This is a genomic window from Streptomyces sp. NPDC000983 (assembly GCF_040299205.1).
Lineage (GTDB): Bacteria > Actinomycetota > Actinomycetes > Streptomycetales > Streptomycetaceae > Streptomyces.
In genome coordinates this window covers 13,401-25,757 of record NZ_JBEPBM010000036.1, presented here as the reverse complement: position 1 = coordinate 25,757, position 12,357 = coordinate 13,401, and the positions used below count along the sequence as shown (strand labels likewise).

Sequence of the window (12,357 nt, the reverse complement as noted above, 5' to 3'; positions counted from 1 at the left end):
AACCGCCGGTCTATTTAGCAAGAAAAGCCAAGAAACCAGAGCCTGTTGGGCAGATCACGATGCCACCTGATCGTGCAGCAGACTCCCGACGCCGGGCTCCGTGTCGGTTGCAGGGACGCGCGGCCTCGCCACAGCGATCACACGGGCACGTAAAGGTCCTGCGGCGACTCGCCCAGGATGAGCCCGTTGTCGAAGCGGACCCGCACCGTCACCAGGGGCCCCTGTTCCTGGAATGCCACCCACGCCGGCTCCAGCGCGCCAACCTTCTGCTCCAGCTGACTCCTGCTCTCCGGCGGCATGCCGTCACCGTAGGAGTCGAGCAGCGACTTGAGCCGCTCGTACTCGCGGACGTCGGCGTCCTCACGGACGTGCTCCGTGACTTCCACCACCACTCCCCCGGTGTCGGCGGCGAGGGAAAGAATGCCAATGACCGCCCCGGACACCTCGATCGGATCGGTCAGGCGAAGATCAGCGGCCAGCTTGACGCGCTGGCCTTCCTGCAAGGTCATGGGATTCCCTGTTCTACGGTCCGGTCGTGCTCGTCCCATGATCGCGCCCGCCCCGCTCAGCCGAAAACCGGACGGGCCGCCGGCGGCGATCTCACGGTGCCTGCCTCCAAACAGCGTTCGTCAGCCCTGAAGGCCGCCCGCCTTCCTTCGGGATCGCCCAGCCCGGCCATGATGCCGGCCAGCCGACAGACAGTGCGTAGCAACGCGTCATCCAAGCCATCAACACCTCTGGGCGTGATGGCACGGCCATCAACGTCTCCGGCATTGCGCAGCAGGCCACGGTGGACCGTTCCTTCCTCTACCGCCACAAGGATCTATTCGCCCAAGTACACGCGGCCAGCGCGGAACCACCCGGCGACGGCACCGGTCATCCCGTCAGCCGGGCCTCCTTCCAGGCCGACTTGGCGAACGCTCTGGAGCGCAGCAACCGCCTCGCCGCCCGCGGCCGACAACTGGAAGCCAAGCTCTCCGAACTCCTTGGCGAGCATGTGTGCGGGAGTCCGGCCTCGGGGGCGCCCGATGACATCGACCAGCTCACATGCCGCATGACCAAACACGAACAGGAGGTCGTTACCCTGACCGGTCAACTCGAGGAACGCGACGAAGAACTCATGGCGGCCCGCCCAGCCACCGGCAGCTGATCAACCGACTCAACACGAGCCACTGACCTCGGCCGACGACGGCGCGGCGGGACGGTGATCACTTACCGCCGCCGCCACGTCGACGAGCTGGAACGCCTGCACGCCGTCCATGGGGGTGCCATCGGGATTGAGCCCGAAGGCGGCCGCGAGAACGACGGAGACATCGGCCGCGGGGACAGTGGTCCGCAGCTCCACGAGGACGTCGGGAAGGTCGGCGTCATCGATCGCGCCCCGGTACTCCTGGCGCAGGTGGTGGATTACGTCGACCAGCTCGGGGCGCAGTCGCATCCAGGCGCGGGCCGTCCGGATCTCATCCGCAACCTGGTCCATGAACCAGCGCAGGACCTCGTATGGGATGTCCAGGTGCCGTCCTTGGGGATCGAAGCACACTGTCGGCTCGCGCCTCGGGTCCTCGTCGGGGACGACCGCGGTCACGAGCGCCCGGTGTTCGCGGAAGAGATCCAGTTCCAGATACCAGGCGTCGTCGGGCACGGAGTACATCGCGGTGATCGCGTAATCGCGGCTGGGGTGCGTGACCATCGTTCTCAGGCCTTCGGGTCGATCGGCGGTGTGGTGCGGACGTCGGCGTCTGGCGCCAGCCGCAGGCCAGCCGTGACGAGGAAATCCGCGAGTTCGATCTGACCCCTGTCGGTTCCGTCGTCCCAGCTGGTCCAGAGCCTCGACTCATCGCCGTCCCAGGTGTCGACGTCCTCGCTCGGATGCTGCTCGACGGTTCCCTCACCGTGCCGGTACCGCAGGTACAGGTACTGACCCGTGGTCGTCCAGGCATCCCACTGCGACGGCCAGCTCCCGGAGGTCTGCACGACCCGCGCGAGGGTCACATCCTCATGCAGGTGGACCTCGACATCGCCGAGATGCTGGGCGTGGGCGATGAGAAGGGCGTCCACGAGACCGAGCAGGCGGATGCTGCCGCCGGGAAAGTGGAGCGTGATGCCGGCCGTGAAGCCGACATCGCCGTCGTTGTAGTCGATCTCCCGAACCGATCGGATCGTCTGTCCGACGAACCGGGTCACCGGAACATCCGGCGAATCGTCGATCACGGAGACGCTTCCGTTCTCCTCCATCGAGTACGGCCCGTGCGGCTGGTCGGCTCGCAGAGACAAGCCGGTCGATGGCGTGTGGAACAGCACCGGGCCCAGACCCTCCAGGTGAAGCCACAGGTGCACCAGCGACGCATCGTCGTCAGCGTGACGATGCCAAGCTGTGGTCACTTTAAGCAGTCGCCTTCCGATCAGGTCGGCGGCAAACAGCTTCTCATCGTCGATCACCTGGCGATACTCGCACGGCCTCAGTCGAGCTGCTCCCGCTCGACCAGGACGCCGCGTTCGGTGCGTGCGCCGCTGCAGACAAGGGCGAGGAGGTGGGATGCGGTGATCGCGCGCCAGCGGGCCTGGGCAAACTCGGCGAGTCCGCCCCACCGCCTGAAGGCTGGAGAACGCTGGCGCGCCGCGAGACTGCCCGGGCAGTGGACCCGCTCCCCGCCCGACACCGCAGCAAAAAGCGCGTGGCACCGCAGTAGCGAGTTCGGCATCATCGGCGTGTGATCGTGATGCAGCCCGTGTTGGAGCTATCCGCCGCTGACGGCTTCGCGCTCTGGCCGGTGGCCGAGCGCGAGCCTTGCGGCTACCTCGTGCTGAACGGGGAACTGACTGCGGCCGAGGTCGGCTCAGCCGTGATGCGGATCGCCCAGTGCAACGACTTCGAACCCGAGGAGGAGCACGGGCCGTGCCCGACCGACCCAGTCGGGGCGTTCCTTCACGGGCTGCTCACCATGCCTGACCTTTTCGCCGCCGGCGGCTTCCGCGTGACCGACGGCGTCACGGGGGCCGTCTTCGTCGAGCCTGGCTGCTGCAACGGCCTGGAGACCTGGCGGGACTGGCTGGAGGTGCTCGACGGCAGCGGCCGTGCCTCCTTCGGCCACGATCCATCCTCGGCGGCCGAACGCGTCAACAACGCGGTCCGGCTCACACTCGATGTCGACGGGACGGACGACGGCCCGGCGATCGTGCTGCCGGTCGACCAGGTCCGCGCGCTCGTCGCCGGCGCGCAGCGGGATGTGCGGGAATTCCTCGACCTCGCCCGGACCTGGGCCGAACAACACCTGCCGGCCCACGCCGCCCCCGTCACTGCCGCCCTGACACGAGCACTCGACCTGGATTCGGCCCACGCATCATGACCAGCTTCCTGACCCAACGAGCGCATGTGCACGATGCCCAACTCCCCCTCCACAGGCGGCACAGCGCGCTGCGGAACTGCCTCACCGTTTTTGCCCCCTATGGCCTGCGCGCGACCTACCACCACCTCACACTCAGCGCCGCGATTCCCCGGCGGCTCGAAGCAGACCCGGACGCGCTGACACGGGCCGTGGAGGAACTGCACGAGGCACGGGTGCTGTGGCTCGCGCGGGCCGAGCAGTACACCGCGCAACGCCGCGCGCAGAAGGAGGTTGGGCGGCGGGCCGTACCCAACCCCCGCCCGTGGTGGATGCAGAGTTGGTGGGACAGCCCCCATCACGCCTGGTATGAGGACCCCTCCCTCCACCCCTCCTTGCGCCTGCCCGACTACGTCTGCCGCCAGAACGCGATCCTGGACGGCGCCAAGCCGCCCGGCTGCCCCGCCTGCGGGAATCAGGGACCGCACATGCTCCGCTCGACCGGACACGGCTGGGTCGAACTGTGCCAAGGATGCGCGAGGGTGCTGACGCCTTGTCCATGCGGACAGCGGCACCAGTACGTGCCCAAGACCCCGTACACCTGGAACGCAATCTGGCAACGAGCTCACATGAGCGACGACGGCACGCCGAACCCGCACTGGCCCCGGGCTGATCAGCTACCAGGCCACCCATGCCGTTGAGTTCAGCGGGCAGAGCCGACGGGCTGCTTCGGCAGTAGCTCCCTGGAGCCAACGGCGGTCGTACTCACGGTCAGCGGCGTCAGAAGAAGCATCGTCGCCACGCTGACACAGGACGCCTGGACATGATCGCCCAGGCGCTTGCGGACCAGTCGACCAGCCGTGCGCGCATGCCGTAAGTCTGACCAACTATGAAGGAAACCAACCTGCTTACACGAGCCCAGCACATCGCGCCCACACTGACGTAGGCCCGAGCCCGTGTGCACAGGTACGCGATTGGCGGCCGATCCTCCTCCCCATGGGCACCTGACGGTCGCAGCTCGGTCACCTCGCGACAGCCGTGATCGCTACGGCCACCTGACATGAGCGGGCAACACCCATCCCGTCCGGGCTGACGCCCAACCAGTGCCATCGCCGCGCGCATTCACACCGGGTCCCGCATCCGCGGTCAGCGGTGCGTGGTGGCGGCGGGGCCGACCGGCGTGTCCCCTCTCAGGGTGATGCGGTGCATCACGCGGTGCCGGTCGCCGTAGTCGCGGTTCGCGTAGTGGGCGGTGCTTCGGTTGTCCCACAGGGCGACGTCGCCCGGTTGCCAGCGATGCCGTACGACGTGCTCGGGCTTGGTGAGGTGGGCGTACAGGATGTCGAGAATGCCTCGGCTCTCGTGCTCCGAGACGCCCACGATGTGCGAGGTGAAGCCGGGGTTCACGAACAGGCCCTTGCGGCCGCTCTCGGGGTGTACACGCACCACCGGGTGCTCCACCGGGGTCAGTTGGGTGAACACCTCGCCCTCCCACAGGTTGCCCCGGCCCTGTCTGCGCTGCGCGAGGTAGTAGCCGAACTCGCGGGAGCCGTCGTGGACCGCCGTGAGCGTGTCGACGTAGTCGCGCAGCCCCGGTGACAGCGACTCGTAGGCGAGCTGGCTGTCAGCCCAGTTGGTGTCGCCGCCGTTGGGTGGCAGCACCACGGCCCGCAGGACGGAGATGGCGGGTGGTCGCTCGACGAACGTCACATCGGTGTGCCACACGTCGGCGAACCCGTTGTCCTGGCTGTCCAGCGAGTAGACCTCGGGCGCCACGTCACCGGAGTCGTGCACCGGATGCCCGACGGTGACCTCGCCCAGGCGTCTGCCGAACTCGATCTGCGCGGCGTCGTCGAGACCGTGCTGACCGCGCACGAACAGCACCTTGTACGCCACGAGTGCCTCGCGCAGTGCGAGGACCTGGTCGTCGTCGACCCGGGCGAGGTCGATGCCGTGGATCTCGGCACCGAAATGGGGGCCGAGTTCGACCACGGGAAGCACCGGCGCGATGGGCGTCCGGTCACTGAGGATGCTCATGAGTGTGTCCCTTCTGGGGGTCGTGAGGCTGGGAGCCGTGGCTCAGGCCGCGGCGGCGGACTTGACGGCGTGGGACACCTGCGCGCGCAGTTCGGCGAACTCGCGGGAACTGCGCAGCTCTTCGGCATCGATGTCGCCGCGCGGCAGGGTGATCGGCAGATCCAGGGCCACGGTCCCGGGGCTCTTGGTCAGCACCACGATGCGGGAGCCGAGGAACACCGCCTCGTCCGCCGAGTGCGTGACGAAAACCGTGGTCCGGCCGGTCCTTTCGGCCACCAGGCGGATGTCCTCCTGGAGCCGTTCCCGGGTCAGCGCGTCGAGCGCCGCGAACGGTTCGTCGAGCAGGATCAGCGGGCTCTCGGCGGCGAGTGCCCGGGCGATGGCGACGCGCTGCTGCTGACCGCCGGAGATCTCCCAGGTACGCCGCTTCTCGGTGCCCTCCAGGCCGACGCGGGCCAGCAACTCCGCGCGACGCTCGGGCCATTGGGCGCGATCGACGCGGGCGTACCGCAGGGCGAGGTCGATGTTGCCCCGTACGGTCCGCCACGGGAACAGCCGCGGGGTCTGAAACACCACACCTGCCGTGTCACCCGGTCGCGGCTGGGCGCCGGACACCCTTACCGAGCCCTGTGTGGGCCGCTCGAAGCCGGCGATCAGCCGCAGCAGTGTGCTCTTGCCGCAGCCGGAGGCACCCACCAGGACGACGAACTCCCCGGCCGGCACGGTCAGGTCCACCGGTCCGACAGCGGTGAACGCCTCGCCACCCCGGCCGTACCGGTGGGTGACCTGGTCGAGGTGGACGGCGCCGGTAAGTGCCGCGTCCACCGCGGCCACGGTCTTCTTGGCCGCAGTGATCTCACTTGAGGACATCGGCCAGCCCTTCGAGGTAGAACGCCTTGCGGACGTCGTCCTCGGAGGGCGCGGCGTCGATCTGCTTCTGGTCGGCGAGGAAGCGGCCGGTGTTCGTGACGTACGTGAGCAGCTCGCCCGGCTTGTCGTCGGTGCCCAGCCAGTCGGCGGAGACCACCTGTTCCGGGGTGAGGAACACGCCTTGCGAGAGCTGCGCCTCGGCATCTGCCGCGCTGATGCCGAGCTCGGCCGCGACGGCCTTGACCGCCCCGTCCGGATCGGACTTGAGCAGGCGCAGCGCCTCGGCCTGCACCTTGCGCCAGGCCTCGATCGCCTCGGGGGCCCGGGCGATGAGGGCGTCCGATACGACGGCGAGATCGAGGGTCGGCTTGCCCGCCGCGCCGATCTCCTTGCTGCTGGTCAGCTGGGTGCCGCTCTTGCGCAGCTCGTCCAGGGTGGGCAGCCAGACGTAGGCGGCATCGATGTCGCCGCGCTGCCATGCGGCGAGGATCGGCTGCGGCTGAAGGTCGATGAGCTCGACGTCGGACGGCGTAAGACCGGCCGCCTCCAAGGCCGCCAGCAGGCTGTAGTGCGAGGTGGAGGCGAAGGGGGTGGCTATCTTCTTGCCCTTGAGCCCGGCGACGTCGGTGATGCCGGTGTCCTTGCGCGCCACGAGGCTCTCGTTCTCGCCGGCGACATCGAGGATCCAGGCGACCTTGTAGGGGATGGGCGAGCTGCCGGACACCCCGCGGGCGAACGGGCTGGAGCCGAGCGCTGCGATGTCGAGGGACTTGCCGAGGAAGGCCTGGTTGACGCTGGCACCGGAGTCGAACTTGATCCAGGTGATCTCGTATCCCGGCAGTGCCTTCTGCAGCAGCTTTCTGTTCTTCACCAGCAAGTCCCCGCTGGGGAAGGCGAAGTAGCCGATGCGCAGCCGCTTGGAGGTGTCGGACGACGACGCCGCGCTGTCCGAGGAGCATCCCGTGACGGCGGCGGACACGGAGGCCAGTGCGCCGGCGAGGAGGAGGCGGCGGGAGGGACCTTGAGGGACACGGGACATGGCGTATCCGTTTCTGTGTGAAGGGGGCATCGGTGCGGAGGGAGGCAGAGGTCTATGCGCGGCCGCGCCAGGGCACGACCGTGCGCTCCAGGCGCAGCAGCAGGCCGTCGATGATCAGGCCGGAGACGCCGATGGCGATGATGCCGACGACGACCACAGGGGTGTTGTTGTAGTTGGCGGCGTCCTTGACCATGCCGCCGATGCCCGGCAGGCCGTTCACCAACTCGGCTGCGACCAGGGAGGAGTAGGCCACTCCCACGGCGAGCCGAACGCCGGTGAGTGTCTCCGGCAGGGCGGACGGGACGACGACGTCCCTGACGACGTCCCACCGTGACGCGCCGAGTGCGCGAGCAGCCTCGATCAGGCTCTTCGGCACGGCCGCCACGGCGGCGGTGGTCGACACCGCCACCGGCGGGAACGCGGCCACGGCCAGCAGCGTGACCTTGGGCTCCTCGTTGATGCCCAGCCAGATGATGAGCAGCGAGAAGTACGCCAGCGGCGGCAGCGTCCGCAGGAACGTGATCCAGGGTTCGAACAGGGACCGCACCCAGCCGACGGTGCCCATGAGCAGCCCGAAGACCACTCCGGCGGCAATGCCGATGCCCGCACCGAGCGCGATGCGACGCAGGCTGATGCCGAGGTGCTCGACGAGCGTGGTGCCGTTGTAGCCGCGTACGCCGTCCTGCGTGGTCGAGACGGCGACGAACGCGTCCCACACCTTCGCCGGCGAGGGGACGAGCATCTCGCTCCACGTACCGCTCGCCGCCAGCAGCTGCCAGAGCACCAGGAAGAGCAGGAGCGATCCCACCGGCAGCGCGAGGTGACGCAGGCGTTTGCGGGTGCCGCCGACCGACGCGCGAGGCCGACGGGACACAGTTGCTGATGCCGCGTCAAGGGATTGAGGAACTGCGGGTGTTGTGGACACGGGGAGGGGTCCTCCAGGGACGCCGGGGACGCGAGCAGCCGATGTCGACCGACAACGGCGGCAGGTGCCCCGAGCGAGGGTGATGGCGAACGAAGAAGGGGAGGAGCGCGGCGTGCGCGGGGACGCGGGAACGCCTGATGCGGGTGGGATCACCGCACGGCAGGGTGCGTCAGAGTGGAGAAGTCAGATCAGCAACAACACGAGCCCGGGCGTCGGCACAGGTCGATGACCAGGCGTCGCACCAAGAGCTCGGAATTCATGAGGCCCATTTCTACAGCACCCGCAGCTCAGGGCCAATACCCGTCCACTTCCTGAAACGCGTCGCCGCGATGCGAACGGACACCCCTGACGTAGCGCACGAGCGCCATGATCGCCCCGTGCCGATCGAGGTCGCCGACGTCGATGACCTCCACCAACGCGCGCGCGTGGAGCAGGACAAGGCGGCCCCGGCCGGCCGATGGTCGTCTGCACCAGGGCCCTGTGACGACCCGGGGCCGAGGAGACGCAGAGGCACGGGCCCACCGTGGCAGACGCTACGCCCCGCCACATGACACGCCCCGCCGCACAAGCGGGCAGTGAGGCGGTCACTCCGGCGGCGGCAACACGGGACCCGTTCCAAGGAGTTCACGTACGAGCGCTTGGACCTGCTCGGTCTCGATGAGGAAGCCGTCGTGGCCGTAAGGCGATTCGATCACCCGCAACTCGTCTGCCGAAGCGATTCCGGCCGCCAACTCCGCCTGCTGCGAGGGCGGGTAGAGACGGTCGGAATCCACCGCCGCCACGAGTGTCCGGGCACGCACTCGATTCAGCGCCGCACGCAGGCCGCCACGGCCACGGCCGACGTCATGGCTGTTCATGGCCTCTGACAGCACGACGTAGCTGCCCGCGTCGAAGCGCCGCACGAGCTTGTCCGAGTGATGGTCGAGGTAGGAGCCGACCTGGTACCGCCCGCCGCGCCAGGGATCCTCGGCGCCCTGCGGCAAGCGGCCGAACCGTGCCTGGAGTTCAGGTTCACTGCGATACGTCACATGGGCGATCCTCCGGGCCTGTCCGAGGCCGGCACGGGGCCCTGAGCCGGTGTGGTGGTAGTGCCCGCCGTGCCAGTGCGGATCGGAGCGGATGGCATGCAGCTGAACGTCGGCCCAGGCGATCTGCTCGGCGCTGGCCGCGGCGGTCGTGGCGAGCAGCAGCAGCGCGTCCACCCGCTCCGGGTACGACACCGCCCACTCCAGCGCCCGCATCCCGCCCATCGACCCGCCCACTACGAGTGCCCAGCGCTCGATGCCCAGAGCGTCCGCCAGGCCGGCCTCGGCCGCGACCTGGTCGCGCTGCGTCAGAAAGGGGAAGTCTCCGCCCCAGGGCCGCCCGGACCTCCTGAACGAGGACGGGCCGGTACTGCCCTGACAGCCGCCGAGCACATTCGGTGCGACGACGAAGAAGCGCTCCGTGTCCAGCGCGCGTCCGGGACCGATGAGCCCGTCCCACCATCCGGGCGTGGGGTGACCGGGCTCGGCGACGCCCGCCGCATGGCTGTCACCGGTGAGGGCGTGCAGCACCAGCACCGCGTTGCGCCGGTCCGACCTGAGACGCCCCCATGTCTCGAACGCCAGCTGTACGTCGCCGAGTTCATCGCCGGCCTCCAACGGCAGCGGTTGCTCATGGACGTACCACTGGCGTCGCCCGGGCGGATCCCCCTCCCGCCAGGCCCCGGAGGCCGGCGGGAGGGGGACTTCAGAAGGCGTCAGTGCGGTGTTCAGGACGCGCCCTTCGCCGCCCGGAACCCGGCCTCGAGGTCCGCCTTGAGATCGGCGAGGCTCTCGATACCGACCGAGAGACGCACCAGCCCGGGGGAGGCGCCGGTCGCCGCCAGCTGTTCCGCGTCCAGCTGGCTGTGAGTGGTGGACGCCGGGTGGATGATGAGACTGCGTACGTCACCGATGTTGGCGAGATGGCTGAACAGCTCGACGGCGTCCACGAACCGCTTGCCCGCCTCGACACCGTCCCGGAGCTCGAAGGCCAACACCGCACCGGCCCCGCGCGGCAAGTACTTCTGTCCCGTCTCGTACCAGCGGCTGGACTCCAGCCCCGGGTAATGGACGGCGGCGACCTCGTCGCGCCCCTCCAGCCACTCGGCCAGCGCCTGGGCGTTCGCGGAGTGCCGTTCGATGCGCAGGCTGAGCGTCTCCACGCCTTGGAGCAGCAGGAACGCCGAGTGCGGCGAGAGCGCCGGTCCCAGGTCGCGGAGCAGCTGGACCCGGAGCTTGATCGCGAAGGCGCCCGGGCCGAGTGCCGGCCAGTACTGGAGGCCGTGGTAGCTCGGGTCGGGCTCGGTGAAGTCGGGGAACCGGTCGGGATGGGCCCCGAAGTCGAAGGTGCCGCCGTCGACGACGACACCGGCGATGGTGGTGCCGTGCCCGCCGAGGAACTTGGTCGCCGAGTGCACGACGATGTCCGCGCCGTGCTCGATGGGTCGCAGGAGGTAGGGGGTCGGGACGGTGTTGTCCACGATGAGCGGCACACCGGCGTCATGGGCGACATCCGCGACCGCCCGCACATCCAGCACGTTGCCGCGGGGATTGCCCAGCGTCTCCGCGAACAGTGCCTTGGTGTTCGGCCGGACAGCCGCCCGCCAGGCTTCGAAGTCGTCCGGGTCGTCCACGAAGGACACCTCGATACCGAGCTTCGGCAGCGTGTGCCGGAACAGGTTGTACGTGCCGCCGTACAACGACGCGCTGGAGACGATGTGGTCCCCGGAGCTCGCCAGCGTCAGGATCGCCAGCGTCTCCGCGGCCTGCCCGGAGGACAGCGCCACCGCCGCCACACCGCCCTCCAGGGCGGCGATCCGCTGTTCGAAGACGTCCTGGGTGGGGTTGTGGATCCGGGTGTAGATGTTCCCGGGCTCGGCCAGCGAGAACAGGTCGGCCGCGTGCTGCGTGTCCCGGAACACGAACGACGTCGTCTGGTAGATCGGCGTCGCCCGGGCACCGGTCGTCGGATCCGGCGCGGCACCGGCGTGGATCTGCTTGGTCTCGAAGGACCACGCCGAGGTGTCGCGCCCGGCGGGCTCGTCCTCGGCGGTGTGGCCTGCGGTGACGGAGTCGATGGGCTGGCTCATGGTTCTCCCTGGGTGCGGGTACGGCGATGCCTGGGTGCGGAACGGGGAGCGGGAAGGAACCGCAGGCTGACAACCCGCGCCCGAACAAGGGCAGCGGTCAGCGCGATGCGGTGGGAAAGGGTCGGCCGGAGGAGGAGTCAGCTCACGGCGGAACAGGCCGTGGTGGTGACACGCACGTAATCGACGTGGCGGCGGGTCACGAGCACGGTCATGGAGTCAGGAAACCACACGGAGGCAGGGACGCACCAGCACCACAGCGACGTCCGACCTCCTGGGCTCGGTGTACTCGCATTCTCGGCTCTGCTGCGATTCGACCATGCAAACCGGTGGCCAAGGGCACACGGTGTGCTCGACCCGTTCCGGGTGAGCCGCCGCATCGACCAGTTCCACAAGGCCTGTTGCTGATAGCCGTTCCCCGACTCGCGATCCGACTCCTCACCTCCGTCCCACCCTGCCCCAGCCCGGCGAACCCCTCGCAGCACGGATGAACGCCTGGCCCACCACTCTGCGTTCGTCACCGTCCCCACCCAGCTCCGCACCCTGATGCTGCTCGGCCGCCATCAGGGGACCGCGGGCTCGTTGGAGCGGTATGACACCTGAGGGGATGGCATCGGTCCGGCAGTGCCTGGAGGCGTTTGCGGCGGAGTTGTTCGACGGGTTCTTCCATGCTGATCAGCCGCGGTGGGGTCAGGCGTGTGCGCAGGCTGCTACTGGACGGGCGGCGCAAGTCGGTGGAGCCGATGGCGGCCCGCCTGGATGAGGACGGCCACCGGCAGGACCCGGCGCAGTTCATCACCTCCAGCCCGTGGGGTCCGGCACATGTGCGGGCCCGGCTGGCCTGGCGGATGCAGGACGCGATCGGGACGGAGGCGTTGATCGTCGACGACACCGGTCGCACACGCTCCCACTCGGCGGTGGGTTACCGACCTCCATGTGAAGTACATGCCGATGATGAGAAGGTGCGAATCGCCGCGTGAAATAGACGGCCAGGCGCGTGTCCGAAAAACGCAACGCCCCTCACTGTCCGGAAAACGCAAGGCCCCTCAAG

At 68.9% G+C, this 12,357-nt stretch carries 13 protein-coding genes and 1 pseudogene; 4 read left to right on the top strand and 10 right to left on the bottom strand.

The window, feature by feature from the left end:
* Positions 1 to 137 precede the first annotated feature (137 nt).
* A complete protein-coding gene (locus ABT296_RS30590; RefSeq protein WP_351931942.1) occupies positions 138 to 509 on the bottom strand; it encodes a hypothetical protein in 372 nt (123 codons plus the stop codon).
* A 281-nt stretch (positions 510 to 790) separates the two neighbouring features.
* Here ABT296_RS30590 and ABT296_RS30585 point away from each other — a divergent pair, with 281 nt between their 5' ends.
* Complete coding sequence (locus tag ABT296_RS30585) at positions 791 to 1,150, top strand: hypothetical protein (protein WP_351931940.1); 360 nt, start codon at positions 791 to 793, stop codon at positions 1,148 to 1,150.
* 9 nt (positions 1,151 to 1,159) lie between these two features.
* On the opposite strand, the gene ABT296_RS30580 is transcribed toward ABT296_RS30585, so the two are convergent.
* Genes ABT296_RS30580 through ABT296_RS30570 form a run of 3 tightly spaced genes read right to left on the bottom strand, consistent with a single transcriptional unit; the run spans position 1,160 to position 2,705 of the window.
* A complete protein-coding gene (locus ABT296_RS30580) occupies positions 1,160 to 1,690 on the bottom strand; it encodes a hypothetical protein (protein WP_351931939.1) in 531 nt (176 codons plus the stop codon).
* A gap of 5 nt (positions 1,691 to 1,695) precedes the next feature.
* Complete coding sequence (locus tag ABT296_RS30575; RefSeq protein ID WP_351931937.1) at positions 1,696 to 2,439, bottom strand: hypothetical protein; 744 nt, start codon at positions 2,437 to 2,439, stop codon at positions 1,696 to 1,698.
* 20 nt (positions 2,440 to 2,459) lie between these two features.
* Complete coding sequence (locus ABT296_RS30570) at positions 2,460 to 2,705, bottom strand: hypothetical protein (RefSeq protein ID WP_351931935.1); 246 nt, start codon at positions 2,703 to 2,705, stop codon at positions 2,460 to 2,462.
* A gap of 15 nt (positions 2,706 to 2,720) precedes the next feature.
* Between ABT296_RS30570 and ABT296_RS30565 the strand changes: the two genes are divergently transcribed.
* Complete coding sequence (locus tag ABT296_RS30565; RefSeq protein WP_351932019.1) at positions 2,721 to 3,347, top strand: hypothetical protein; 627 nt, start codon at positions 2,721 to 2,723, stop codon at positions 3,345 to 3,347.
* Positions 3,344 to 4,024 carry a hypothetical protein gene (locus tag ABT296_RS30560; protein ID WP_351931933.1) on the top strand — a complete coding sequence of 227 codons (681 nt, stop codon included), beginning with the start codon at positions 3,344 to 3,346 and terminating at the stop codon, positions 4,022 to 4,024. The genes ABT296_RS30565 and ABT296_RS30560 overlap by 4 nt, the downstream gene beginning before the upstream one ends.
* Positions 4,025 to 4,469: 445 nt before the next feature.
* Here the strand turns inward: ABT296_RS30560 and ABT296_RS30555 are convergent, their stop codons facing one another.
* From ABT296_RS30555 to ABT296_RS30530, 6 genes are all read right to left on the bottom strand, one after another.
* On the bottom strand, positions 4,470 to 5,360 hold the full coding sequence (locus ABT296_RS30555; protein ID WP_351931931.1) for a TauD/TfdA dioxygenase family protein: 891 nt from the start codon (positions 5,358 to 5,360) through the stop codon (positions 4,470 to 4,472).
* Positions 5,361 to 5,402: 42 nt separating this feature from the next.
* Positions 5,403 to 6,230 carry an ABC transporter ATP-binding protein gene (locus tag ABT296_RS30550; protein ID WP_351931929.1) on the bottom strand — a complete coding sequence of 276 codons (828 nt, stop codon included), beginning with the start codon at positions 6,228 to 6,230 and terminating at the stop codon, positions 5,403 to 5,405.
* Positions 6,217 to 7,269 (bottom strand): taurine ABC transporter substrate-binding protein, encoded by a 1,053-nt coding sequence (locus ABT296_RS30545; protein ID WP_351931927.1) that lies wholly within the window; start codon positions 7,267 to 7,269, stop codon positions 6,217 to 6,219. Before ABT296_RS30545 ends, ABT296_RS30550 begins: the two co-directional genes overlap by 14 nt.
* Before the next feature lie 52 nt (positions 7,270 to 7,321).
* On the bottom strand, positions 7,322 to 8,143 hold the full coding sequence (locus ABT296_RS30540) for an ABC transporter permease (protein WP_502977362.1): 822 nt from the start codon (positions 8,141 to 8,143) through the stop codon (positions 7,322 to 7,324).
* Positions 8,144 to 8,778: 635 nt separating this feature from the next.
* Positions 8,779 to 9,951, bottom strand: coding sequence for a homoserine O-acetyltransferase MetX (gene metX / locus ABT296_RS30535; protein ID WP_351932017.1), 1,173 nt, complete (start codon positions 9,949 to 9,951; stop codon positions 8,779 to 8,781).
* Positions 9,948 to 11,309: a bifunctional o-acetylhomoserine/o-acetylserine sulfhydrylase gene (locus tag ABT296_RS30530; protein ID WP_351931923.1), complete on the bottom strand. Its 1,362-nt coding sequence runs from the start codon at positions 11,307 to 11,309 to the stop codon at positions 9,948 to 9,950. Before ABT296_RS30530 ends, metX begins: the two co-directional genes overlap by 4 nt.
* 604 nt (positions 11,310 to 11,913) lie before the next feature.
* On the opposite strand from ABT296_RS30530, the pseudogene ABT296_RS30525 reads away from it, so the two are divergent.
* Positions 11,914 to 12,202 (top strand): annotated as a pseudogene (locus ABT296_RS30525) (transposase); the annotation flags it as partial.
* Between the last annotated feature and the right edge of the window lie 155 nt (positions 12,203 to 12,357).

What these genes read in the sequence shown, in the direction of transcription:
- ABT296_RS30530 (WP_351931923.1), bottom strand. Translation starts at nt 11,309, where the DNA reads ATGAGCCAGCCCATCGACTCCGTCACCGCAGGCCACACCGCCGAGGAC.
- ABT296_RS30550 (WP_351931929.1), bottom strand. Translation starts at nt 6,230, where the DNA reads ATGTCCTCAAGTGAGATCACTGCGGCCAAGAAGACCGTGGCCGCGGTG.
- ABT296_RS30560 (WP_351931933.1), top strand. Translation starts at nt 3,344, where the DNA reads ATGACCAGCTTCCTGACCCAACGAGCGCATGTGCACGATGCCCAACTC.
- ABT296_RS30565 (WP_351932019.1), top strand. Translation starts at nt 2,721, where the DNA reads ATGCAGCCCGTGTTGGAGCTATCCGCCGCTGACGGCTTCGCGCTCTGG.
- ABT296_RS30555 (WP_351931931.1), bottom strand. Translation starts at nt 5,360, where the DNA reads ATGAGCATCCTCAGTGACCGGACGCCCATCGCGCCGGTGCTTCCCGTG.
- ABT296_RS30580 (WP_351931939.1), bottom strand. Translation starts at nt 1,690, where the DNA reads ATGGTCACGCACCCCAGCCGCGATTACGCGATCACCGCGATGTACTCC.
- ABT296_RS30590 (WP_351931942.1), bottom strand. Translation starts at nt 509, where the DNA reads ATGACCTTGCAGGAAGGCCAGCGCGTCAAGCTGGCCGCTGATCTTCGC.
- ABT296_RS30570 (WP_351931935.1), bottom strand. Translation starts at nt 2,705, where the DNA reads ATGATGCCGAACTCGCTACTGCGGTGCCACGCGCTTTTTGCTGCGGTG.
- ABT296_RS30545 (WP_351931927.1), bottom strand. Translation starts at nt 7,269, where the DNA reads ATGTCCCGTGTCCCTCAAGGTCCCTCCCGCCGCCTCCTCCTCGCCGGC.